The organism is Hymenobacter sp. ISL-91 (genome assembly GCF_018613725.1).
GTDB lineage: Bacteria > Bacteroidota > Bacteroidia > Cytophagales > Hymenobacteraceae > Hymenobacter.
This window is the reverse complement of sequence record NZ_JAGGPS010000015.1, coordinates 20811-42171: the sequence shown is the minus strand read 5'-3', so window position 1 is coordinate 42171 and position 21361 is coordinate 20811. Positions and strand designations below refer to the sequence as shown.

The following is a 21361-nucleotide window of genomic DNA, read 5'->3' as shown; positions in this document are numbered from 1 at the left end:
CGTTAGCTCGGGCTGGCCGCCTATTCGAACACGATGGTTTTGTTGCGGTGCACGCACACCTGCTCGCGGCACACCAGGGTGAGGGCGCGGGCCAGGGTGAGCTTTTCGACGTCGCGGCCGGCCTGGGCCATGTCGCGGGCACTCTGGGTGTGGTCGGTGGGGATGACGCTTTGGGCGATGATGGGGCCCTGGTCGAGCTGGTCGGTAACGAAGTGGGCAGTGGCCCCGATGCTTTTTACGCCCCGCTCGTAGGCCTGGGCGTAGGGGCTGGCCCCGATAAAGGCCGGCAGAAAGCTGTGATGAATGTTGATGAGGTGGCCGCTGAAGTGGGCAACAAACTCGGGCGACAGAATGCGCATGTAACGGGCCAGCACCACGTATTCGGGCTCGTACTGCTGAATCTGGGCCAGTACGGCGGCCTCGTGGGCTTCGCGGCTCCGGCCCTCGGCGCTGATGTGGTGGTAAGGCACATCGAGGCGCTCGGTGATGGTGCGGAGGTTGTCGTGGTTGCTGATAACGCCCAGGATTTCGGCGTGCAACTGCCCAAAAAAGTGGCGCACCAGCAGCTCGGAAAGGCAGTGGTGCTCGCGGGTGGCCAGCACCACAATACGGCGCGGCTGGTCGTTGCGAAGGCGGATAACAGCCGCGGGTGGCAGCGCGGCCTGCAGGTCGCCGATGAGGGCGGCCGGGTCACAGTCGCCATCGAACTCGGTGCGCATGAAAAAATGGCTGTCGTGGGGCTCCACAAACTCGCCGTTACGCAGGATGTTGAGGCCGTGGCGGAAGAGCACTTCGGAGGTGCGGAAGACGAGGCCGGGCTCGTCGGGGCAGTCAATCAGCAGGTAGTGAATCATGGGGGAAGCCGGAAAGCGGAGCCGCAAGATTAGGCATTCGCGGGCAGAATTGGCCGGGTGGGGCTACAGCTGTGCTTCGCAAGGCGCGGCCCCGGTTTGTGCGTAAGCAGTTCATTCACTCCTCAACTTTACGTAGCATGTTAGACAACGAAACCAACCTGAGCCGCCGCCGGGCTGTGGGTGGCCTGGGCGCCGCCGGGCTGGCCGTAGCCGCCGGGCCGCTGCTGGCCGCCGATGCCGCCACGGGTGGCAGCGGAGCCAGTGCGCCGGCTGCCGAGCCGCTCCAGAACCCGAACACCAAGTACCCCCAGCCCCCGTTCAAAAAGCAGCAGCAGCCCTGGCCGGGGCTGGCCAGTAAAATGGACCCTAAGCCCGACCACGGCGAGCAGAGCTACCAGGGCTCGGGCCGCCTCAAGGGCCGCCGCGCCCTGATTACGGGTGGCGACTCGGGTATGGGCCGCGCCGCCGCCATTGCCTACGCCCGCGAGGGAGCCGACGTGGCCATCAATTACCTGCCGGCCGAGGAAGCCGACGCCCAGGAAGTAGTGGCCCTCATCAAGAAAGCCGGCCAGAAAGCCGTAGCCATTCCGGGCGACATCCGCGAAGAGGCGTTCTGCCAGAAGCTGGTGTCCGAAGCCGTGCGCCAGCTCGGCGGCCTCGATATTGTAGTGAGCAACGCGGCGCGGCAACAGCAGCGCCAATCGATTCTGGATTTGACAACCGAGGATTTCGACGCCACGATGAAGACCAACATCTACGCGCCGTTCTGGATCATCAAGGCCGCGCTGCCCCACCTGCAGCCGGGTTCCTGCATCATCGGCACCACCTCCGAGCAGGCCAACGACCCCTCGGCCAACCTCTATGACTACGCCCAGACCAAGGCGGCCACCACCAACTTTGTGCGCAGCCTGGCCAAGCAGTTGGCCCCGAAGGGCATTCGGGTGAACGGCGTGGCCCCCGGTCCCATCTGGACTCCCCTGCAGGTAAGCGGCGGCGCTACCCAGGAAGACCTGGTGAAGTTCGGCGGGAAAACTCCCATGGGCCGCCCCGGTCAACCGGTTGAGCTGGCCGGCATTTACGTGCTGCTCGCCGACTCGCTGGCCAGCTACGCCACCGGCCAGGTGTACGCCTCCACGGGCGGCGGCGGTCAGGGGTAATGGCGGGCAGCATTGCCTGATTAAACGAAATGCCCCGGCAACTGCTGGGGCGTTTTTTGTTACCTTTCGTCTGTCCACTTACATGAAAGCTACGTTGTCCCTATGAACATTGCTGACATTCATAACTACATCGAGCTAAACCCGCAGGTTCGGTTTGGGAAGCCCATTGTGAAGGGCACGCGCACCACGGTGGCCGAGGTGCTGGAGATGCTGGCCAATGACATGAGCGCGGTCGATATTGCCGAGGACTTCCCGGCCATCGGGCCGGAGCAGGTGCGCGCCTGCCTGCTCTATGCCGCTTACAAGGAAAGCGTCGTGTTGCTTTCGGCGGCTTAGAAACAATGCGCCTGTTATTGGACGAAAATATTTCCTGGCGTCTCGCGGCCCATCTGCGCCCTCATTGCGAGGCAGTAATCCATGTGCGCGACTTACACCTGGACAGTAGCCCCGATACCAGCATCTGGCGCTACGCACGGCAGCATGGCTACGATGTGCTGACTAAAGACGAGGACTTTTTGCGGCTGGTGCTGGCAGAGGGCTTCCCGCCCCGTGTGGTAGCCGTGCAAAATGCCCAAGTGCCCGTTACCCAACTCGCGGAGTTCCTGTTGGCCCGGTTGCCGCAGCTACGCGAGTTTCTGGGGGAGCAGCAGGAGTTTGGGTTTATGGTATTGCGGGCTGCCTAACTGCACTTTTTAATTAGGAACGCGAATAATTACACCTGCATTAATACCGACCAGCCAGCGTAGCCAATGGCCGCCACGCCGGCTAGCTGTATAGTCCCAGCGTGAGGTGGGTCGGGTCCTGCGTAAAGTTAACGGGGTTTTTCTGCCACTCGGCACAGACAAATTCATGTGGCGTGAGGCCGCGTAAAGTCTTGAGCCGCTTGGCGTGGTTATAGGCCAGCAAAAAGGCTTGCAGGTGCTCGTTGAGCTCTTGCGTCGTCTGATAGTGAAAGCGCTGGACGGTGGCCTCTTTCAGCGTGCGATTCATCCGTTCGACCTGGCCATTGGTCCAGGGGTGAGCGGGCTTGGTCAGGCGATGCTCCACGCCGTATTCGCGGCAAACGCGGTCAAAACTGTGCCCGCCTGGTAGTACTTGATGCGGCTGCGCCGTGAACTGGGCGCCGTTATCGGTCAATACCTTGTGTACTTTGTAAGGCAGTTTGTCGAGCACGCGCCGTAGGAATTCTGCTGCTACCACCCGCTTCGCGCGCGGATGAAGTTCGGCAAAGGTGACCTTGCTGGTGCGGTCGATGGCCACAAACAGGTACTGCTTGCCTTCCTCGGTGTGCTCTTCGGCAAAATCGACGTGCAGATAGCCGATAGGGTAGTCCTTGAATTTCTTTTTCGGCGGGCTTTGGCCCTCTTCGCTTAGCGGCAAGCGGCTGATGCCGTGCCGTTGCAGACAGCGGTGCAGCGCCGAGCGTGAGAGGTGGGGGATGGTGGCCTGCAAAGCATACAGGCAATCATCAAGCGGCAGCAAGGTGTGCTTTCTAAAGGCCACGACAATGGCCTCCTGCGCGACGGTCAGCACCGTGGAAACCGGTGTCGGTCCCATCGCGGCATCCGTTGTCGTCGTGCGTTTGCGCCACTTAGCCACCGTTTTGGGGTTAATGCCGTGGCGGGCAGCTAGCGTTTGTAGGCTTTCCTGACTACGTTGGATAGCGGCCCGTATTGCCGAAGTTGTGCGGGCGCTGCCGTGGAGTATTTGTCCCATAGGTGTGTGCGAAATTCCAGGCCGAAAAATACACCATCTCTCTCTGGGACTATACATCTAGCATAGCCGCCACGGCAAGTAGGGGCCGGAGCGAAGAGATAAGGTAGAAAATCGTTGGGCGTATCGGGGTGGTAGCGCAGAGGCAAATCCTGGGGCTGCTCGCCATAGTAGGTGGGCCATAGGCTGAAAATGGTACGGTAAACCCGCCGCCCATCGAGAGTGGTAAAGCGAACGGCAGGAAAGAAATGAACGGGTCCAAGCGGCTGGTACTGTCACCAAAATCAAACGACTCGGTTACCACGCCGTTGACGACCCCAATAGCGGGCCGGCCGTGGCGGCGCAAGTAACGGTAGCGGAGGCGGGCGGCGTTGCCCCACAGCAGGGCCGCAGACCCGGCTAACAAGCATAGGATACTTTGGGCATCGGAGGCAGGATGGAGGAAGACTAAGAACAAATACATCAGAGATATGCCTATGTCAAGCGTATAACCAGAATTAGGAAAGGCAGGATGTATATTTCTCGCTCAAAACCCAGGAGCAATGATTTTTATAACACGAGTAGATTTCGACATGATAGAGCAGCAATTGCAAATCAAGCTTCCTGCTCACTATAAGAATTTCCATTTGCAGGAAACATCACTTATTCAGGAGTTACGGGAAGGAGCACTAACCGACCAGGCTCATCTTTCTCTAGCGACAGATGCAGATTGGCTTCCCCAGACAAACCAGGAAATGGGTGTGCCCAAGGAGGCGGGGCCATGCCGGGGCAAATTCTGCATTGGCACAGACGGGGGCGGCAACGATTACTTCATTAGCATCGAGAATTCTGCTGACACGATAGTTTATCAGGCCGCGCATGACGGGTTTCCTCGGGAGGAGATTTACAATGAAGAGCTAGACGATTTCATCTGGTTGCACGAGGGGCTTCAGATGGGAAAAGACCTGCGAGATTTTGTAAAGCAGGATATTCAGGCAAATAAAGAATTTGAAGAAAGCCAGCAGTAAATCTTTGCAAGGGCATGGCAGGCTAACTGGACAACGGTTATTGTAATTGGCTTATCCAGTGCAGCCGGGTCAAGGTTTCCTGTAATAGATGAAATCCACAGGCTAAGCACATAAATCCGAATAAGATTTGTGCATAAAAGGACCAAGAAGAATCAATACCTGCGGCCAGAGCCGAACGCTCCGGCTGTAATGGATCATAGTAGATTAAAACTTCGCCGCCAACCAAATACAAATACTCTTCGGCTGAATCTTTAGCCGCAAAATGGGCATCGTATGTACGATGTCGCTCATCTTGGAAAGTGACTTTGAGACGGCTGATATAAGAATCTCTTTCCTTAGTCAGCTCAACCTCTGTAATCACAGCCGAAGTAAGGAGGCCGCACCTGCGCAGATATTGATTGAGTTGAAGCTGTTTGACTGATATATAAATGACATATATGCCATAGAATACTATAAGCGTGTCCGCAATAAGTAAGAAGTAATCCATAGTGCCTCAACTGCCCTTTAGCACCTCCCGAATCCCGCTTAAACCACCCGTAATACCTTCCAGCTTTTCCAGTAGCTGGAGGAGCTGGCCGGCGCCGGAGTTGCGCAGGTTGGCGCGGTAGGTGATTTTGATTTCCTCCCAGCGCTGGGCGTCGACGGGGGTGTGCCAGCCGAGCAGCTCGCGGAGCTTGAGCAGCTCGGCCTCGCTGACGTAATGGGCCCTGGTTACAGCAAGTCGGCCAGCCAGTTGAAGAAGTCGGCCAACAGACCGTCGAGCAATACGTCGCCGAGCCAGCGCAACGCGTTTTTCAGAAGTCGAAAGAGCTCATTCATAGCGGATAGCAGGGTTCAGGTGACGCAAGATAGTCAGGAAGCCGGATTGGTCGGCCGGCGAAATCAGCACCGAATCGTACTTGCCGTAATAAAGCCGGAGACGGTGGAGGGCGAGGGCGGGGGAGGCTATCGGATTTTTAGTGACCTCTACTTGGCTGATGCTGTTTATTGGTACCTGCCATGTAAAAGGGCCCGACACTATGCGTAGCAGCTGCGACTGTGGCTGTATCTCATAATAGGTACGGCGCAGCAGCCATAAAATCAGCCCCAGCGGAGCCAGCAGGGGCAGCGCGCTAATCCAGCGGCCGTTGAGTGTTACAACAAGCCCTATACCTAGTAGTAGCGCCAGTATTGGCCCAAATAGCCACCAGCTCACTTTAGAATGAAATACCTGATTCATATCAACAGCGAAAGTTGCGGATAAATAACGGCGACCCAAACGGCTACGCTACTAGTGCCCCGGCCGCGCCTCCAACTCCTCAATACGCTTCCGTAGCCGGCGGTTGTAGCGCATCAGGCCGTTGAACTGGAGCAGGGTGCCGAGTAGCAGATAGACGGATGTCTGCTCCAGGGGGAGGTAGTGGAAAATGCGGGCCAGCGCCGAGCCCAGTATCAGGGCCACTCCAAGGTAAAAAACTATCTTTTCAGAAGTAGTCATGCGTCGGGATGAAGAGCTGGCTGGATTGAAAAGTTGCTTGCTATGAGTTGGTTAGTTCGGAGTGCTGCCAGATTTTTCGGCGCGGCCAAGGGGGGTTGGGGCTGCGGCTTAGCTGCCTGGGTGGCCTGCCAGACACGCAGGTTTGAGGGGCGGCGTAAATTAAAACTAAAAAAATGACTATTGGGCGCCCCTTGCACCGCTGCCGCCTACATAGGCCGGTGTCGCCTGTGTGCCGTGGTGGCAGCCACAGCAAAAACAATATCTTGCCGGTGCGGCCGGCCTTTCCCCGCGCTGCCTTCCTACTATGCCTCACTCTGCCTTGCCAACTCCCGAGCTAAACCTCGAAGCCACTTCTGAGTCGGCCGCCGCTGTGCCCACCACGCGGCCCATGTACTACGAGTACAAGCCCCAGGAAACCGTGCGAGCTATGCACGGCACCACGCTGCGCTGTAAAACCTGGGAAGCCGAGGCCGCGCTGCGGATGCTGGAAAACAACCTCGACCCGGCCGTGAGCCTCGTGTATGATGAGCTGATTGTGTACGGCGGGGCCGGCCGCGCCGCCCGCAACTGGAAGGAGTACCAGACGATTGTGCGCACGCTCAAAAACCTGGAGCCCGACGAAACTATGCTGGTGCAGAGCGGCAAGGCCGTGGGCGTGCTGCGCACCTGGGCCCACGCCCCGCGCGTGCTCATCGCCAACTCCAACCTTGTGCCCGCCTGGAGCACCCAAGAGCATTTTGATGAGCTGGATAAGTTGGGGCTGATGATGTACGGGCAGATGACGGCCGGCTCCTGGATTTACATTGCCACCCAGGGCATTCTGCAGGGTACCTATGAAACCTTTGCCGCCGTAGCCGAGCGCCACTTTTCGGGCACACTGGCCGGCACTGTTACCGTAACGGCCGGACTGGGCGGCATGAGCGGCGCCCAGCCCCTGGCCGTAACCATGAACGACGGCGTGTGCCTGGTGATTGAGCCCATAGCCGAGCGGGTGAAGCAAAAGGTGCGCGAAGGCTACCTCGACGAGCAGGCCCGCGACTTAAGCCACGCCCTGCAACTGTGCGAGCAGTACCGGCAGCAACGCAAAGGCTGGAGCATCGGCCTTACCGGCAACGCCGCCACGGTGCTGCCCGAACTGCTGGCCCTTGGCTTTCAGGTTGATATCGTGACCGACCAGACCTCGGCCCACGACCTGCTCGACTACATTCCCGAAGGCGACATTGCGACGGTACTACAGTTACGTAAGGATGACCCCGCGGCGTTCCGGCAGCAGGCGCTGGCTTCCATCATGAAGCATTGCCAAGCCATTATTGATATGCAGACGGCCGGCGCCGTGGCCCTCGATTACGGCAACAACCTGCGCGGCCAGGCCGAAAAGGGCGGCCTGAAAGTGCGCGACGAGCAGGGCCAGTTTCTGTATCCCGGCTTCGTGCCCGCCTACATCCGGCCGCTGTTCTGCGAGGGCAAAGGCCCTTTCCGCTGGGCGGCCCTCTCCGGCGACCCCCAGGATATTCTGCGCCTCGACCGCGCCCTGCTCGAAACCTTCCCCGATGACAAGCTGCTGGCCCGCTGGATTGAGAAGGCCCAGGCCAAGGTGCCCTTCATAGGCTTACCGGCCCGCGTGTGCTGGCTGGGCTACGGCGAGCGGGAAAAGTTCGGCCTAGTCATCAACGACTTGGTGGCCCGCGGCGAAGTCTCGGCCCCTATCGTTATCGGGCGCGACCACCTCGACTGTGGCTCCGTGGCATCCCCCAACCGCGAAACCGAAGGCATGAAAGACGGCTCCGACGCCGTAGCCGATTGGCCTCTGCTCAACGCCCTGGCCAACTGCGCCTCCGGTGCCGACTGGGTTTCGCTGCACAACGGCGGCGGCGTGGGCATCGGCAACTCCACCCACTCCGGCATGGTGATAGTAGCCACCGGTACCCCCGAAAAAGCCGAGCGCCTGCGCCGTGTCCTCACCACCGACCCCGGCATGGGCGTCTTCCGCCACGCCGACGCCGGCTACGAACTGGCCCAGCAGGTAGCCAAGGAGCGCGGGGTGCAGATTCCGGGGCGGGAGTAGTTTCAGACCTGCAATAAGCACAGGTAGGCACAGGTAAAGATTTTTTTAACTAATTGAACAAGAGATTAATGTCAAACAATATCCTTTACTTCCCATACATTAATATTCCTAATAATGAATGGACAACAAAGAGTGTCCTGTATTGGGATACTGTTGGTGCAATCGTGCCAGATATTTATAATGATAATCCTAATGAATTCGAATCGTACATGAGGTCCTTAATTGAAAATCAACTAGTTAAGCAGGTTTATACTTATGAATATTTAGGCCAAATTGCAAATTTTTGCGACGCATTTATTCAGCTTGTTTATCAATATGGATTTAATATAGATCAAAGGCGTAACGATTTTATTGCGGGAAATGATACAAGAATTCATAATGCAAAAGTTGATTACAGTCTTTGGGAGGAATTAACAAAGTTAGGTCTTGCACAGAGGGATAGAGAAAATCAACAATGGTACAGAGTTGAGATAAAAACAGCGAGGTTACTAATGATGTATCTTGCTACTGTAATTGCTAAATTAGGGGATTTTATCCCCGCAACTGATAGCATTGAGTATATTGATCCTTCTTTGCGACAAAAAGGTATGTCCCGCTATTTGCAACAAACGCGTGGTAAACTGCTAAATGATATTATGCCTTGTCCCGTTGATGTCGATCCTGTCAAGTTGAGTCATTTTAAAAACAAATACTATGATCAGCTAAGAAGATTTAGAAATATGTTAGAACAAAATTTGATAAGTATTGTTGATTTAAATGATAGTGAATTACGTGATAGCAAATACAAGCTGGTGCTAGAAGAAATGCTTGATGCAAGTGGGGAAATAAAGGCCAAAATGAACGAATCTAATTTTAAAAAAGTGGTGTTTGGTAGTATATTTGGCCTGATTGGTGCTGGGGTAGGATACGCAGACGATAGTCGGTTGTCTACTTCAGTCAGTTTGCTCAATGCAGTGTATTCTGCTCTACAGGGATATGATAATGCGTCACTGCGTAGTCCCTATGCTTATTTAGCTTTGATCGATAAAAAGCTTTCTTAATATGCATTCTATGGTATATCTATTTTCTTTGAATGAGCTAGTTGCATCTCCTTGGTTTGCTATATCAAGTTATGTGATTGGTCTAACCAGTTTACTTATTGGGTACTATTTTTATGCTAAATCAAGAATTGAGAAAAAGCCAGTACTTAGCTTCAGGTCTTACACTGTTGCATATAAACCTGATCATGTAAATCCAGATGTAAAGGTGTCTGTAACTTACAAGGGGAAGGAGATAGATATATTATCTTGCACTAACATTGCATTTTGGAATAACGGTAAGCAAACAATAAATGGCAATGATCTTGTTCGTAATAATCCATTGAGAATATTGCCTATTGGAGATGTTAATATTTATGATTTTATTGTTGCTGATGTTAGTGAATATAATAACATAGTATTTTATTTTGATGAAGATGATAAATCTATTAATTTTAAGTTTGATTACTTAGATTTTGGACAAGGATTTGTTGTAAAAGTTTTTCATGACGGTGATTTTGCTACGAAATTCAATGTAATGGGTAGTGTGAAAGGAGTTGATAAATTTGATGTTATTCATCCATCGTTCGCTAGTGGGTATATTAAAGTGCAGAGCCCATGCTATCATGAATTCTACCAAGGCGGATAACTAATCAATCTAACCAATCATGCGAAGCAAACTTCTTTATTAAGTAGCGAGGATACAAACTTTGCACCGTCACACAATACCCAACGCCGCCCGAGCCCCGCTCCGGTGGCTTTGCTCGTTCCAACCCACCCAAGAAAAAGCAAAACCCCACTTCCGCTGTTTACCTCCCTGCACCGGCACATCACCGGCGCACGAACTACTAAACAACCCAACTATGAACATCGGAATCATTGGCGCCGGCCACATCGGCAGCGCCCTAGGCGTACGGCTCACCAGCCTCGGCCACTCTGTTTACATTGCCAACTCCCGCGGCCCCGAGACGCTGAAGGACGTGGCCCAGAAAACCGGCGCTACGCCTGTCACGGCAGAGGAAGCGGCTCAGCGTGGCACCGACCTCATTGTGGTAACCATCCCGCTGAAAAACATTCCTGACCTGCCCAAAGACCTGCTGGCCAGCGTACCGGTCGAGGTGCCCGTCATCGACACCAGCAACTACTACCCCATGCTGCGCGACGGCCAGATTCCGGACCTGGAAACCGGCTCGCTGACCGAAAGCGAGTGGGTGCAGCAGCACCTGGGCCGCCCCATCGTGAAGGTGTTCAACAACATCTACGCCGACCACCTGGAAAATAAGGGCCAGCCCGCCGGCACGCCCGGCCGTATTGCCCTGCCCGTAGCCTCCGATGATGCCGCCGCCAAGCAGAAAGTAATGGCCCTGGTTGATGAGCTGGGCTTCGACGCCGTGGACGACGGCACCCTGCACCAGTCGTGGCGGCAGCAGCCCGGCACCCCATCCTACGGTGCCGATATGCCCGCCGATGAGTTGCGCGCGCATTTCGAGAGCCTCGGCACCGAGCGCACCGAAGCCCAGCACGCCGAGTACCTGGCCAACCACGCCAAGGCCGAGCAGCAGATGGAGGCCCAAGGCATCAAGCTGAAATAGCCGCCGGTATGCAGCCAGCTAACATCTACAACGCCGCTCTGGGAAACCAGGGTGGCGTTGCGTCGGGGTAGCTCGTATTGTTTCGGTCGTTACAAGGGCCCGTAGCAGCGGGCTGCTTCAACTCTTGCCGAATACCCGCGTATTGGCTGGCTATGCATCCTATTGTGCCCTGGCTCCCGCTGCTGCTTATCCCTGTGATTATCGCCTTTTTCGGCCTGATTAGCCTGATGCTGTCCCGCATGGGCTGGGGGCGTCTGGCAGGGGCGTATGCCGAAGCAGCAGTGCCCGCCGCCCTAAACCGGGAATTGTTGAGTTACGTGCGCATCGGGCCGGTGAAGTACAACAACGCCGTGCGTGCCGGCAGCACGCCGCAGGGGGTATGGCTAACTACCTGGCGCATCCTGTACATCGGCCACCCGCCGCTGTTCATTCCTTGGGGTGCCTTTGGGCCGGTGCAGGAAGAAACGTTTCTGTGGGTGAAAACCTATACCGTCTACCTCCAGTGTCCGGGCGGGGCCGTTCGCTTCCAGTTCACTAGTGAGCAGCTACGGGCCGCGCTTTCGGCTGCCGGTGGAGCGTAATGGTAGGGTTTGAGCACAGCCCGCTTACAGACGGGTAAGGTCGTTTTCGCAGCTTCCGGCGCGGCAAAATCGAGCTTATGCGTTGCTGAACGACCTGCCAGGGTAACTACGGCTACAATTTCTCGCCGCACTGCCAGCAGAATTCCGCATCGGGGCGGTGTTCCTGCGTCTGGCATGCATGGCAGGCCAGCTGCTTAAAAGCCGGCAGAGCAGTAGGCCGCCCGCCCGCTGGCAGCGCCATTTGGGCCGACACAATGCCTGTCGGTACGGCAATAATGGCGTAGCCCATAATCATCAGCATTGAAGCCAGCGTCTGGCCCAGCACGGTAGCCGGCGAAATGTCGCCGTAGCCCACTGTCGTCATCGTTACAATGGCCCAGTAGATACTTTTTGGAATGCTGGTAAAGCCATGTTGCCCACCTTCTACCACATACATCAAGGTGCCCACTACCACGGCCAGTGTTACCACAGAGCTCAGAAACACCAGAATTTTAAATCGGCTGGCTTTGAGGGCGTTCAGGATGAATTCGCCTTCGCCCACAAACCGGCCCAGCTTGAAGATGCGGAACACCCGCAGCAGCCGCACCGTGCGCACCACCAGTAGGTAGTGGCTGCCCGCCAGCACCAGCACCAACAACGACGGCACAATGGCAATTAAATCAATCAGGCCCAGCCAGCTCAGTGCATAACGCAGCGGCCGCCGCACAATCAGCAGCCGCACCATATACTCGGCCAGAAACAAGCCCGTAAACACCCACTCTACCACCCGTAGCACCGGTCCGAACTGCGCATTAACGCTGCTCACGCTTTCCAGCATCACGGCCAGCACGCTTAGCACGATGGCCAGCAGCAGCAACGCATCAAACAGCTGCCCGGCCCGCGTGTCGGCTTCGAAAACGACGCGGTACAGGTGTTTTTTCCAGAGCGGGGCGGTAGGAGCAGGGCGGTTATCCATGAGCGCAGACGATGATGCAGTAAAGCTAGGGCTACCAATTGAATGCCCTGCCAAATTGGCCTGCGCTACTGCTTCGCCGCCAGCAGGTCCCGCACCGTCGTCCATTCCAGGCCCGGGTAACGGTCGTTGTCGAGTGGCTCCTGCAACTTGGCGTCGCCGCTAAGCATATTGCGCAGGTACTGCATGCCCTGCCAGGGCGGAAATACGTCGTCGGGGGCCGGCACCATGGTTTTAGTGATGCTGATGAGCGTACTCAGCAGGCCCAGCCCGCCGGGCCGCAGCAGCCGGTAGGGCCGGCCGGTAGCGGCGCTGGCGGCCTCGCGCAGCTGCCGGGGGCTGGCTACCTCGCCGGCCACGCGCAGGTAGCGGGGCGTGGTGGGGTCGAGGGCGGCGGCGGCTGTAAAGTCGGCCGTGTCCTGCATGGTGGTCAGGTCGAGGGGCTGGTCGGCGTTGCCCCAGTACAGCACCAGTCGCGGACCGGCCAGCACTACTGGCGCCGTGCCCCGCAGCAAATCCATGAACATACCGTTGAGCACCGACGTGGCCTGAATGGGGGCGGCGTCGAGGCGGCGGGCAAACTCGCGGCGCAGGTCGAAGTTACGGTTCGAACCCTCGGGCACCCGGGTAAAATCGGCCGAAAAGTCGGAGGGAATGAAGCGGGGCACACCGGCCGCCACAGCCGCATCGAGCAGCTGGCCCTGGGCTTCCACAATAATATCGCGCAGCCCGTTAAGGGCCGATACTACGCAGGTAGCATCCTGGCAGGCTCGGGTCAGGTCGGCGAGGCTGCCATAGTCTGCGGCTACCACCTGCACTCCCTGTCGCCGCAACGACTCGGCTTCGGCCCCGCTCAGGCTGGCCGGGCGCACCAGTGCCCGCACCTCGGCCCCGCGCCGCCGCAGGTGGTGGGCAATCAGCAGGCCCAGCGCCCCGGTGGCCCCGGCCAGTACAATCAGCGGCGAGCCGGCCGGAGCGGAAGTGGTGGGTGAAGTAGTTGATTCAGTCATGGAAAACAAAAAGCTGGGGTAGGAGGGTAGCAACCGCGCAGGCACGGCCAGATGTGGCCTTCGCGGCGCCGAAGCGAACAGCTGCTTTACCCGGCCGGCCCCTATAAAGTTGTAGCTCCGGCCGCGGCCACCGCAAAAACTGCCGCAGCTGCTGTTCAGAAAGCCCGTAAACCGTCTGCTTCATCTGAGCTGGCCGAACGCCGCATCCGTCATGCGCTGGCGGCTCCTTTACCGGGGTAGAATAAAAATAGCGGGCTGCCGGGTTTCAAAAATAAAGTCTATCTTTAGCACGTTAAAAGGCAAATTGCCAACGAGTCATCAACTCAACTCAGCCCGCCTGAATTGAGCCAATACGTCCCGCTGCTGCTTGCTTTATCATCTCCACCTCCTTCCAAGCATCATGCAGACGGGAACCGTAAAATTTTTCAATGAGACCAAAGGGTTTGGTTTCATCAACAACGCCGAAACCGGCGAAGACATCTTCGTACACGTAACCGGCCTCATTGACGAAATCCGCGACAATGACAAGGTAGAATTCGAAGTAGAGCAGGGCCGTAAGGGCCTGAACGCCGTTAAAGTGCGTCGCGCTTAGCCTACCCTACTTTTGTAGTTGCGAAAAGCACGCTCCATTCAGGGGCGTGCTTTTTTGCGCTTTAAAAGCGGGTGGTGGCATGAATTTATAAGGGCGTTTTCGGTAGTTTAGCCCCATGAAGCAAGCAGCCTCCACCGTATTTGTCGTCCGGCCCGCCCGGTTCGGCTTCAACGCCGAAACAGCCGAATCCAACCACTTCCAGCAGGCCCCCAGCGGACTGAGCGCGGCCGCCGCCGAAGCCCGCGCCGTAGCCGAGTTTGAGGCCCTGGTGGAAACCCTGCGCAGCCGGGGCGTGCAGGTACGCGTGTTCGACGATACGCCCGCTCCCGCCAAGCCCGATGCCGTGTTTCCCAACAACTGGCTCTCGCTGCACGCCGATGGCCGCGCCGTGCTTTACCCCATGTGCGCCCCCAACCGCCGCACCGAGCGCCGCCCCGATATTGTGGCCGCCCTGGGCCAGGAATTCGGGATAACGGAAGTGCTCGACCTGTCGGGCGCGGAGGCAGAGGGTCGGTTTCTGGAAGGCACCGGCAGCATCATTTTCGACCATGAGCACCGCCGTGCCTATGCCGGCCGCTCGGCCCGCACCGAGCCGGGCCTGCTGGCCGACGCCTGCGCCCGCCTGGGCTACCAGCCGGTGTCGTTCCGGTCCGTCGATGGGCGGGGGCAGGAAATCTACCATACCAACGTGATGCTCAGCATCGGGCCGGGCTTTGCCGTGGCCTGCCTCGAAAGCATTGCCGATGCGGCCGAGCGCCGCGCCGTGGTAGACTCGCTCACCGAAACCGGCCACGAAATCGTGTCTATTTCGCTGGCGCAGGTGGCCTGCTTTGCCGGCAATATGCTGGCCCTGCAGCCCGTGGGTGGCCCCGTGCTGCTGGCTATGTCGCAGAGTGCCCACGACTCGCTTACGGTCGAGCAGCGGCAGCAGCTCAGTCGCCACGCCGAGCTGCTGCCGCTGCCCATTCCCACCATCGAAACATTGGGCGGTGGCAGCGTCCGGTGCATGCTGGCAGAGGTGTTTTTGCCCGAAAATTAAGGCGCAATTCCCCGTCGAAAAAGCGGTTTTCGGGAGTTCTTTGGGCTGAAAAAGCGTTGTCTATCCGATGACGCAAACTGCCCTATTCCCTTCGCTCAACATTCTTCCAGCCGAACCCGCCCCGCGCCAGCACGCGGCCAAGCTGTGGCTGCCCAAGCGCGTAGCCTTTACGCCAGCGGCCCTCAACGAGCCTTTTGGTCAGCAAATTCTGGCTCGGGCCGAAAGCCACAACCTGGAAATTGAGCTGCTGAAAAGCAACCGCCTGACCGGCCTGCGCGGCGATGATGCGCGCGACACCTACCGCCGGGCCAAAAGCACGCTGGCCGTCGTGTGCGCCCCGCCCGGGGCGTTGCGCCTGCAGCCCACGCCTCCCTCGGCCGACTGGCAGATGAATCTGGCCGAGGGCTGCCCTGCGCATTGCCAGTACTGTTATTTAGCTGGCAGTCTGAGCGGTCCGCCGGTGGTCAAGGCCTTCGCCAACCTACCTCAGTTGCTCGCAAACACCCAAAATTACGAGCAGCCCGGCCGCACTACGAGCTTCGAGGTAAGCTGCTACACCGATGTGCTGGGCATTGAGCACCTCACCGGCTCGCTGGCCGAGTGCATCCGCTACTTCGGTCGGCGCGAGGGCACGCACCTGCGCTTTGTGAGCAAGTACGACCACGTTGGTTCGCTGCTGGCGCTGCCCCACTACGGCCGCACCCGGGCCCGCTTCAGTCTCAATGCCGAGCCGCTGGTGCGCCAGCTGGAGGGCGGTACGGCCTCGGTGGAGGCCCGCTTACGGGCGCTCCGACAACTGGCGCTGCCCCGCGAACAGGGCGGGGGCGGCTACCCGGTGGGCGTAGTACTGGCCCCCATCATGCCGCTGCCCAACTGGCAGCACGAGTACCGCCTGCTACTCGACCGGCTGGCTGCCGCCCTCGATTTCGACTGCGACCTGACGGTGGAGTTCATCACCCACCGCTTCACGCCCGGCTCTAAAAACGTGCTGCTCGACTGGTATCCCAACACCAGCCTCGACCTCGACGAAGCAACCCGCGCCGTGAAACGAAACAAGTTCGGGGGTACTAAATTCGTGTATCAGCCCACCGACATGCGCCAGCTCAAGGAGTTTTTCTATGCCGAGTGGCAGGCGCGTTTCCCAAAGGCGCCAGTATTGTACTGGACGTAATTTCAGGGCAAGAGCACACAGCACGACGTAGGGGCGGGGCTTGTCCCCGCCCGCCGTTGAACAGGTATCATTGCACGACTCCAACTAACCGATTCCCGGTGTAGCGGCGCGAACGGCGGGCGGGGACAAGCCCCGCCCCTACACCGTGCTGGTGTATTTGTTCGGGTGGTGTCGTTCAACGGCGGGCGGGGACAAGCCCCGCCCCTACGTCGTGCGGGTTGGCTCTTTACGATATTCCCAACTCGGCTGGCGTTATCAGCCCTAGCACGGTGCTGGTGTGGGTGCGGGTCTGGTTCACTAGCTCCGGCTCATCGGTTAGCTGATGGCCCAAGGTGGGCACCATCTCGCGGAATTTGGCTTGCCACTCGGGCGTGGCCGACTGCGCGGGAAAACACTTCTGCACCAGATTCAGCATGATGCTGACGGCGGTGGAAGCCCCGGGCGAGGCGCCAAGCAGCGCGGCAATGGAGCCATCGGCGGCCGTAACCATCTCGGTACCAAATTCGAGTACGCCGCCCTGCTTTTTATCTTTCTTGATAACCTGCACGCGCTGCCCGGCAATGGCCAGTTCCCAGTCCTGGGCCTGGGCATCGGGCAGGTACTCGCGCAGGGCGGCCAACCGGTCGTCGGGCGACTGCACCACCTGCTGGATGAGGTATTTGGTGAGCGAGAGGTTCTTCAGGCCGGCCATAATCATGGGCTTCACGTTGCCGAACTGAATGGAAGCCGGCAAATCGAAGTAGGAGCCCGTTTTCAGGAACTTGGTGCTGAAGCCGGCATAGGGGCCGAACAGCAGCTGCTTTTCCCCGTCAATCACGCGCGTATCGAGGTGGGGCACCGACATAGGCGGCGAGCCCACCGAGGCCTTGCCGTACACTTTGGCGTGGTGGCGGGCAATTACAGCCGGGTTGATACAGCGCAGCCACTGCCCGCTCACCGGGAAGCCCCCGTAGCCGTTGGCCTCCGGAATGTCGGACTTTTCGAGCAGCGGCAGCGAGCCGCCCCCGGCCCCGATAAACACGAACTTCGTGCGCACTTTCAGCTCGGCACCCGTTTCGAGGTTTTGGGTTTTCACGCTCCAGGTGCCGTCAAACTTGTGGCGTAGTTTTTCCACTTCATGATGAAAGTGCATAGTTACCCCCGGCTTTTCCTGCAGCAGGTAAAACATGCCGCGGGTCAGGGAGCCGAAGTTGACATCGGTGCCCAGGTCCATGCGAGTGGCGGCCACGATTTGCTCGGCGCTGCGGCCCTCCATCACCAAGGGCATCCAGCTTTCTATTTCGGCCCGGTCGTCGCTGAACTGCATCCCCTTGAACAGGGCCGACTGGGTGAGGGCCGCGTGGCGCTTGCGCAGAAACTCCACGTTTTCGCGCCCCATCACGAAGCTCATGTGCGGGATGTAGTTGATAAACCGCTCGATTTCCTTGACGTCGTACTTCTCCGTCAGGAAAGCCCAGAACTGCTTGCTCTGCTCGAACTGCTCGGCAATTTTGAGGGCTTTGCTGATGTCGATGGAGCCATCGGGGCGCTCGGGCGTGTAGTTCAGCTCGCAGAAAGCCGAGTGGCCGGTGCCGGCGTTATTCCAGGCGTCGGAGCTTTCGGCGGCGGCCACATCGAGGCGCTCAAAAATAGTGATGGTCAGCGTCGGGTCGAGCTCCTTGAGCATCAGGCCCAGCGTGGCGCTCATAATGCCGGCACCAATCAGTACAACGTCGGTGTCGGGCAGGGTAGGGGTAGTTGAATTCATAGGGAAGGAGGCTAAGATGATAGGTACGAATCCGGCTCCTAAAAAGATAAGTACACCGGCATCGGGGCCAGAGTGCCGTTGGTTCGGGCGCTCTATCTTTAAAAGTGTATATTAGGTAGCGTAAGCCGCGAAACGAGGCTACCGGTAGGCTGTAGGGGCGGGGCAACCGCCCAGCAGCGAAGTTGCACCGTCCACAACTCATTCTTGCGCAGCTAAAGCTAGCTAACCCCCTGGCAGGCCGGGGCTGATGGCTTCCCCCGGTGTGCCGGGTATGCGTTGTATGTGTCAGGTAAAACCCCAGCTATGCACCATATTGTATATTCGAGCGAAGTAGTGGGCACATTGAACGAAAGCCTGCTACGCGAAATGCTGCTAAAGTTCAGGCGCTACAACCACCAAGTAGGTATTACGGGCATATTGCTATACTGCAACGGCCAGGTGCTCCAGGTGCTGGAAGGCGAGCGGACGGTAGTAGAGGAGCTTTATGGCCGTATCGGGCGCGACCCGCGCCATGGCAACGTGGTGAAGCTGGCCGACGGCCCGGTGAGCTGGCGCGAGTTTCCCGAGTGGTCGATGGCCTTTGCCGTTGCTTCGCCCTCGGCTTTTGCCTCCCTGACCGGCTACTGCGACCCCGACAACCCCTGGCAGCTCCGCAGCGAAGCCGGGCGGTTGATTCGGGAGCTGATCCGGGAGTTTATCCAGCAAACCCGCCTTACCATTCGATGAGTACGCCGCCCCCTATTCCACCGGATTACCTGGAAGTAAACCGCCGCCTCTGGAACGCTAAAACGGCCTTCCACCTCGCGTCAGATTTCTATAATGTAGCCGGGTTTACGGCCGGCCAAACGTCGCTTAACCCGCCCGAGCTGCAGCTGCTGGGCGATGTTGCCGGACAGGATGTGTTGCACCTGCAGTGCCATTTCGGCCTTGATACTCTGTCGCTGGTCCGCATGGGTGCCCACGTCACGGGCGTCGATCTGGCCGACGAAGCCATTGCGGCCGCCCGCGCCCTCAGCGCGCAGCTAGGGCTGGCCGCCGAATTTGTGCAGGCCGATGTGCTGGCCCTGCCCGCCCACTTCAACGGGCAGTTCGATGTGGTGTTTACCTCCTACGGCGTACTGGGCTGGCTGCCCGATTTGGCGCAGTGGGCGGCCGGCGTAGCACGCTGCCTGCGCCCCGGCGGCCGGTTGGTGCTGATCGAGTTTCATCCGGCCGTCTGGATGTTCGACAACGATTTTACCCGCATCGAGTACTCCTATTTCAACCGTCAGACCATCATCGAGCAGGAAGCTGGCACCTACGCCGACCACGCCGCCCCGCTACACGAAACATCGGTGTGCTGGAACCACAGCCTGGGCGAGGTGCTGGGGGCGCTGCTGGGCCAGGGGCTGGCCATTCGCCATTTCGAGGAGTACGACTACTCGTGCTACGACTGCCTGAACGGGCTGGAGCCAGCCCCTGGCGGCGGCTACCAGCTCGCCCACATGCCCGGCAAACTCCCACTAATGTTCTCCGTAGTCGCCCAAAAACGGTAGGTATTTAGTTTTTAGTAGTTATCAGAACGTCATTCAGAGCGCAGCGAAGAATGATGTTCTGCCACTTATCACTACACCGCTGCCTCAGCCGTTGCAACAAACTGTGCACCGCGTTGTGCCAAGTCGATGCGGGCCTGCCCATAGCCCTCGGCGCTGATGGCGCGGGTGGCATCTTCTACCAGGAACACGGCAAAGCCTTCTTGCAGGGCATCTAGGGCGGAGAAATAAACACAGAAGTCGGCGGCCAGGCCAGCCAGGTACACGGCAGTTACGCCGCGGCCACGCAGATAATCGGCCAGGCCGGTGGTTTTGCGGTGGCCGTTGTCAAAAAAGCCGCTGTACGAGTCGATGGCCGGGTTGGTGCCCTTACGGAAGATGGCTTCGATGCGGTGCTGGTCGAGGCTGGCCACGAACTCGGCGCCGGGCGTGCCCTGCACGCAGTGGTCGGGCCAGAGCGTTTGGGGTAGCCCGTGCAGCTCGCCCTGCTCGAAGGGCTGGCGGCCGGGGTGCGAGCTGGCGAAGCTGCCGTGGCCGGCCGGGTGCCAGTCCTGGGTGGCAACCACCAGCCCGAAGTGGGGCTGCAGTTGGTTGGCCAGCGGCACTACAGCGTTGCCGCCGGGTACGGCCAGTGCTCCGCCGGGCACAAAATCGTTCTGGATGTCAATCAACAACAGCGCTTTCATTGGGCAAAACAATAGAAGTACGCGGCCCTGGCAGCAGGTCGCTTTCGGAATATACAGTACGCCAATCGGCCGGGCAAAAGTAGCCCCGCTGGGCCACTTCGCGGCCCGCTCGCCCGATTCGTGCGTACTTTGCCACGAATTGAGGGGCGGGCCCGACCCGCAATCCGAAAGCGCACGAAGTAATGACGAAGTTTTTTCTGGTGGGCCTGGGCCTGCTGCTGGGCGGCTTGCCACAAGTGGGCGCGGCCCAATACCTAAGCGCTGTTCCGGCCCCCGAGGCGGCAGCCCGGCAGGCGGTAGCAGGTACGCGGGTATGGCTGGTACCGCCTGCCGGCTTCGGCCCGGCTGCAGGCCTTACGGGGCTGCGCCGGGGGCCAGCCGCGCTGCAGGTGATGGAGATGCCCGGCAGCAACTATTATCGCCAGGCGGCCGGCTTCAACCCGGCGCGCTTCACGGCGCGCGGCGGCACCGTCATTAGCTTCAGCGCCCTGCAGATAGATGGTTATCCGGCGCAGCTGGCGCGGGTGCAGCTTAGCCCCACGCAGGAAACCAGCCAGCTGCTGTTCGGCGACTCGACGTTTGTGGTGCTGCTCGATGCCCGCTATCTGGCGGCCGATACGGCGGCCGGCGGGGCACTGCGGCGTAGCCTGCGCTCGGCCACCTACCGCCCCATTGCTGCCGATGCGCCGGCTACGCTGGGCAACACCGTATTTGTGCTCGATGAGCAGAAATCGCCCTTTGCGCTGGCCCTGGCCCAGCAGGGCACCTACACCTACACGCTGGGCGGGCAGCGCAAGCCCGATTACGGCACCGAGCCGGTGCTCACCGTCAGCACTTATCCCTACAATCCGTCCATCACGGCGGCCGATATCAGTGCCCAGCTGCTTACCCGCCCCGATGGCCCCAGGGCCTATAAGCCCCGTAAGATGACCTCGGGCAAGGTAAACGACCTGGTAACCTACGAAACCGAAGGGTTTGCGCAGCTGCAGGGCCAGCGGGTACTGGTATACCAGCAAGTAACGGTCATTGGCAACACGGCCGTAGCGCTCCAAGGCGTTGCCCGCCAGGATTTCGACCAAGCCCTGGAGCAGTTCAAAAGCCTTACCCGCACAATTAAGGCACGGTAATAAAGGGAGGAAGGAGAGGCAGTAGCCCGACGTAGGGGCGGGG

24 protein-coding genes are annotated in these 21361 nt (G+C 58.8%); 15 read left to right on the top strand and 9 right to left on the bottom strand.

Annotated features, from left to right (window positions below):
• Window positions 1–20: 20 nt before the first annotated feature.
• Window positions 21–854: a formyltetrahydrofolate deformylase gene (gene purU / locus J7E24_RS07935; protein WP_215136913.1), complete on the bottom strand. Its 834-nt coding sequence runs from the start codon at window positions 852–854 to the stop codon at window positions 21–23.
• Window positions 855–991: 137 nt separating this feature from the next.
• On the opposite strand from purU, the gene J7E24_RS07930 reads away from it, so the two are divergent.
• The 3 genes from J7E24_RS07930 (at window position 992) to J7E24_RS07920 (ending at window position 2694) form a co-directional block, all read left to right on the top strand.
• Window positions 992–2011, top strand: a complete 1020-nt coding sequence (locus tag J7E24_RS07930) for an SDR family oxidoreductase (RefSeq protein ID WP_215136911.1) — start codon at window positions 992–994, stop codon at window positions 2009–2011.
• Window positions 2012–2113: 102 nt separating this feature from the next.
• Window positions 2114–2347 carry a DUF433 domain-containing protein gene (locus tag J7E24_RS07925; protein ID WP_215136909.1) on the top strand — a complete coding sequence of 78 codons (234 nt, stop codon included), beginning with the start codon at window positions 2114–2116 and terminating at the stop codon, window positions 2345–2347.
• 5 nt (window positions 2348–2352) lie between these two features.
• Window positions 2353–2694 carry a DUF5615 family PIN-like protein gene (locus J7E24_RS07920; protein ID WP_215136907.1) on the top strand — a complete coding sequence of 114 codons (342 nt, stop codon included), beginning with the start codon at window positions 2353–2355 and terminating at the stop codon, window positions 2692–2694.
• An 82-nt stretch (window positions 2695–2776) separates the two neighbouring features.
• Here the strand turns inward: J7E24_RS07920 and J7E24_RS07915 are convergent, their stop codons facing one another.
• Window positions 2777–3727 (bottom strand): IS481 family transposase, encoded by a 951-nt coding sequence (locus J7E24_RS07915; RefSeq protein WP_215136905.1) that lies wholly within the window; start codon window positions 3725–3727, stop codon window positions 2777–2779.
• 539 nt (window positions 3728–4266) lie between these two features.
• On the opposite strand from J7E24_RS07915, the gene J7E24_RS07910 reads away from it, so the two are divergent.
• Complete coding sequence (locus tag J7E24_RS07910) at window positions 4267–4731, top strand: SMI1/KNR4 family protein (RefSeq protein ID WP_215136903.1); 465 nt, start codon at window positions 4267–4269, stop codon at window positions 4729–4731.
• Window positions 4732–4768: 37 nt separating this feature from the next.
• Here J7E24_RS07910 and J7E24_RS07905 read toward each other — a convergent pair whose 3' ends face one another.
• The 3 genes from J7E24_RS07905 to J7E24_RS07895 all read right to left on the bottom strand — a co-directional run bounded on the left by J7E24_RS07905 (window position 4769) and on the right by J7E24_RS07895 (window position 6208).
• Window positions 4769–5218, bottom strand: a complete 450-nt coding sequence (locus J7E24_RS07905) for a DUF3592 domain-containing protein (protein WP_215136901.1) — start codon at window positions 5216–5218, stop codon at window positions 4769–4771.
• A gap of 324 nt (window positions 5219–5542) precedes the next feature.
• The gene (locus J7E24_RS07900; protein ID WP_215136892.1) at window positions 5543–5950 is read right to left on the bottom strand and encodes a PH domain-containing protein; all 408 of its coding nucleotides are present in this window, start codon (window positions 5948–5950) and stop codon (window positions 5543–5545) included.
• Window positions 5951–6001: 51 nt separating this feature from the next.
• The gene (locus tag J7E24_RS07895; RefSeq protein ID WP_215136890.1) at window positions 6002–6208 is read right to left on the bottom strand and encodes a hypothetical protein; all 207 of its coding nucleotides are present in this window, start codon (window positions 6206–6208) and stop codon (window positions 6002–6004) included.
• 304 nt (window positions 6209–6512) lie between these two features.
• Here J7E24_RS07895 and hutU point away from each other — a divergent pair, with 304 nt between their 5' ends.
• The 5 genes from hutU to J7E24_RS07870 all read left to right on the top strand — a co-directional run bounded on the left by hutU (window position 6513) and on the right by J7E24_RS07870 (window position 11462).
• On the top strand, window positions 6513–8273 hold the full coding sequence (gene hutU / locus J7E24_RS07890) for a urocanate hydratase (RefSeq protein ID WP_215136888.1): 1761 nt from the start codon (window positions 6513–6515) through the stop codon (window positions 8271–8273).
• 68 nt (window positions 8274–8341) lie between these two features.
• Window positions 8342–9313 carry a hypothetical protein gene (locus J7E24_RS07885; protein ID WP_215136886.1) on the top strand — a complete coding sequence of 324 codons (972 nt, stop codon included), beginning with the start codon at window positions 8342–8344 and terminating at the stop codon, window positions 9311–9313.
• 10 nt (window positions 9314–9323) lie between these two features.
• The gene (locus tag J7E24_RS07880) at window positions 9324–9938 is read left to right on the top strand and encodes a hypothetical protein (RefSeq protein WP_215136884.1); all 615 of its coding nucleotides are present in this window, start codon (window positions 9324–9326) and stop codon (window positions 9936–9938) included.
• Between the two features lie 61 nt (window positions 9939–9999).
• A complete protein-coding gene (locus J7E24_RS07875) occupies window positions 10000–10881 on the top strand; it encodes an NADPH-dependent F420 reductase (RefSeq protein WP_410779725.1) in 882 nt (293 codons plus the stop codon).
• 194 nt (window positions 10882–11075) lie between these two features.
• A complete protein-coding gene (locus J7E24_RS07870; RefSeq protein WP_215136880.1) occupies window positions 11076–11462 on the top strand; it encodes a hypothetical protein in 387 nt (128 codons plus the stop codon).
• 112 nt (window positions 11463–11574) lie between these two features.
• Here J7E24_RS07870 and J7E24_RS07865 read toward each other — a convergent pair whose 3' ends face one another.
• Together J7E24_RS07865 and J7E24_RS07860 are read right to left on the bottom strand one after the other, a co-directional pair.
• Complete coding sequence (locus tag J7E24_RS07865) at window positions 11575–12417, bottom strand: ion transporter (RefSeq protein ID WP_215136878.1); 843 nt, start codon at window positions 12415–12417, stop codon at window positions 11575–11577.
• Between the two features lie 65 nt (window positions 12418–12482).
• The gene (locus J7E24_RS07860; protein ID WP_215136876.1) at window positions 12483–13424 is read right to left on the bottom strand and encodes an NmrA family NAD(P)-binding protein; all 942 of its coding nucleotides are present in this window, start codon (window positions 13422–13424) and stop codon (window positions 12483–12485) included.
• 400 nt (window positions 13425–13824) lie between these two features.
• Between J7E24_RS07860 and J7E24_RS07855 the strand changes: the two genes are divergently transcribed.
• From J7E24_RS07855 to J7E24_RS07845, 3 genes are all read left to right on the top strand, one after another.
• The gene (locus tag J7E24_RS07855; protein ID WP_019949498.1) at window positions 13825–14016 is read left to right on the top strand and encodes a cold-shock protein; all 192 of its coding nucleotides are present in this window, start codon (window positions 13825–13827) and stop codon (window positions 14014–14016) included.
• Window positions 14017–14131: 115 nt separating this feature from the next.
• On the top strand, window positions 14132–15055 hold the full coding sequence (gene ctlX, locus J7E24_RS07850) for a citrulline utilization hydrolase CtlX (RefSeq protein ID WP_215136874.1): 924 nt from the start codon (window positions 14132–14134) through the stop codon (window positions 15053–15055).
• 67 nt (window positions 15056–15122) lie between these two features.
• Entirely contained in the window at window positions 15123–16226 is a 1104-nt protein-coding gene (locus J7E24_RS07845; protein WP_251047097.1) for an SPL family radical SAM protein, read from the top strand.
• A 226-nt stretch (window positions 16227–16452) separates the two neighbouring features.
• Here J7E24_RS07845 and J7E24_RS07840 read toward each other — a convergent pair whose 3' ends face one another.
• Window positions 16453–17973 carry a malate:quinone oxidoreductase gene (locus tag J7E24_RS07840; RefSeq protein ID WP_215136872.1) on the bottom strand — a complete coding sequence of 507 codons (1521 nt, stop codon included), beginning with the start codon at window positions 17971–17973 and terminating at the stop codon, window positions 16453–16455.
• Window positions 17974–18276: 303 nt separating this feature from the next.
• On the opposite strand from J7E24_RS07840, the gene J7E24_RS07835 reads away from it, so the two are divergent.
• Window positions 18277–18699 carry a BLUF domain-containing protein gene (locus tag J7E24_RS07835; protein ID WP_215136870.1) on the top strand — a complete coding sequence of 141 codons (423 nt, stop codon included), beginning with the start codon at window positions 18277–18279 and terminating at the stop codon, window positions 18697–18699.
• Window positions 18696–19508 (top strand): class I SAM-dependent methyltransferase, encoded by an 813-nt coding sequence (locus J7E24_RS07830; RefSeq protein WP_215136868.1) that lies wholly within the window; start codon window positions 18696–18698, stop codon window positions 19506–19508. The genes J7E24_RS07835 and J7E24_RS07830 overlap by 4 nt, the downstream gene beginning before the upstream one ends.
• Before the next feature lie 71 nt (window positions 19509–19579).
• Here the strand turns inward: J7E24_RS07830 and pncA are convergent, their stop codons facing one another.
• Window positions 19580–20191, bottom strand: coding sequence for a bifunctional nicotinamidase/pyrazinamidase (pncA, locus tag J7E24_RS07825; RefSeq protein ID WP_215136866.1), 612 nt, complete (start codon window positions 20189–20191; stop codon window positions 19580–19582).
• 182 nt (window positions 20192–20373) lie between these two features.
• On the opposite strand from pncA, the gene J7E24_RS07820 reads away from it, so the two are divergent.
• On the top strand, window positions 20374–21318 hold the full coding sequence (locus J7E24_RS07820; RefSeq protein ID WP_215136864.1) for a hypothetical protein: 945 nt from the start codon (window positions 20374–20376) through the stop codon (window positions 21316–21318).
• Window positions 21319–21361 lie beyond the last annotated feature (43 nt).

Coding starts and splice junctions, on each gene's coding strand:
- purU (WP_215136913.1), bottom strand. CDS start 854: ATGATTCACTACCTGCTGATTGACTGCCCCGACGAGCCCGGCCTCGTC.
- J7E24_RS07930 (WP_215136911.1), top strand. CDS start 992: ATGTTAGACAACGAAACCAACCTGAGCCGCCGCCGGGCTGTGGGTGGC.
- J7E24_RS07925 (WP_215136909.1), top strand. CDS start 2,114: ATGAACATTGCTGACATTCATAACTACATCGAGCTAAACCCGCAGGTT.
- J7E24_RS07920 (WP_215136907.1), top strand. CDS start 2,353: ATGCGCCTGTTATTGGACGAAAATATTTCCTGGCGTCTCGCGGCCCAT.
- J7E24_RS07915 (WP_215136905.1), bottom strand. CDS start 3,727: ATGGGACAAATACTCCACGGCAGCGCCCGCACAACTTCGGCAATACGG.
- J7E24_RS07910 (WP_215136903.1), top strand. CDS start 4,267: ATGATTTTTATAACACGAGTAGATTTCGACATGATAGAGCAGCAATTG.
- J7E24_RS07905 (WP_215136901.1), bottom strand. CDS start 5,218: ATGGATTACTTCTTACTTATTGCGGACACGCTTATAGTATTCTATGGC.
- J7E24_RS07900 (WP_215136892.1), bottom strand. CDS start 5,950: ATGAATCAGGTATTTCATTCTAAAGTGAGCTGGTGGCTATTTGGGCCA.
- J7E24_RS07895 (WP_215136890.1), bottom strand. CDS start 6,208: ATGACTACTTCTGAAAAGATAGTTTTTTACCTTGGAGTGGCCCTGATA.
- hutU (WP_215136888.1), top strand. CDS start 6,513: ATGCCTCACTCTGCCTTGCCAACTCCCGAGCTAAACCTCGAAGCCACT.
- J7E24_RS07885 (WP_215136886.1), top strand. CDS start 8,342: ATGTCAAACAATATCCTTTACTTCCCATACATTAATATTCCTAATAAT.
- J7E24_RS07880 (WP_215136884.1), top strand. CDS start 9,324: ATGGTATATCTATTTTCTTTGAATGAGCTAGTTGCATCTCCTTGGTTT.
- J7E24_RS07865 (WP_215136878.1), bottom strand. CDS start 12,417: ATGGATAACCGCCCTGCTCCTACCGCCCCGCTCTGGAAAAAACACCTG.
- J7E24_RS07860 (WP_215136876.1), bottom strand. CDS start 13,424: ATGACTGAATCAACTACTTCACCCACCACTTCCGCTCCGGCCGGCTCG.
- J7E24_RS07855 (WP_019949498.1), top strand. CDS start 13,825: ATGCAGACGGGAACCGTAAAATTTTTCAATGAGACCAAAGGGTTTGGT.
- ctlX (WP_215136874.1), top strand. CDS start 14,132: ATGAAGCAAGCAGCCTCCACCGTATTTGTCGTCCGGCCCGCCCGGTTC.
- J7E24_RS07845 (WP_251047097.1), top strand. CDS start 15,123: ATGACGCAAACTGCCCTATTCCCTTCGCTCAACATTCTTCCAGCCGAA.
- J7E24_RS07840 (WP_215136872.1), bottom strand. CDS start 17,973: ATGAATTCAACTACCCCTACCCTGCCCGACACCGACGTTGTACTGATT.
- J7E24_RS07835 (WP_215136870.1), top strand. CDS start 18,277: ATGCACCATATTGTATATTCGAGCGAAGTAGTGGGCACATTGAACGAA.
- J7E24_RS07830 (WP_215136868.1), top strand. CDS start 18,696: ATGAGTACGCCGCCCCCTATTCCACCGGATTACCTGGAAGTAAACCGC.
- pncA (WP_215136866.1), bottom strand. CDS start 20,191: ATGAAAGCGCTGTTGTTGATTGACATCCAGAACGATTTTGTGCCCGGC.
- J7E24_RS07820 (WP_215136864.1), top strand. CDS start 20,374: ATGACGAAGTTTTTTCTGGTGGGCCTGGGCCTGCTGCTGGGCGGCTTG.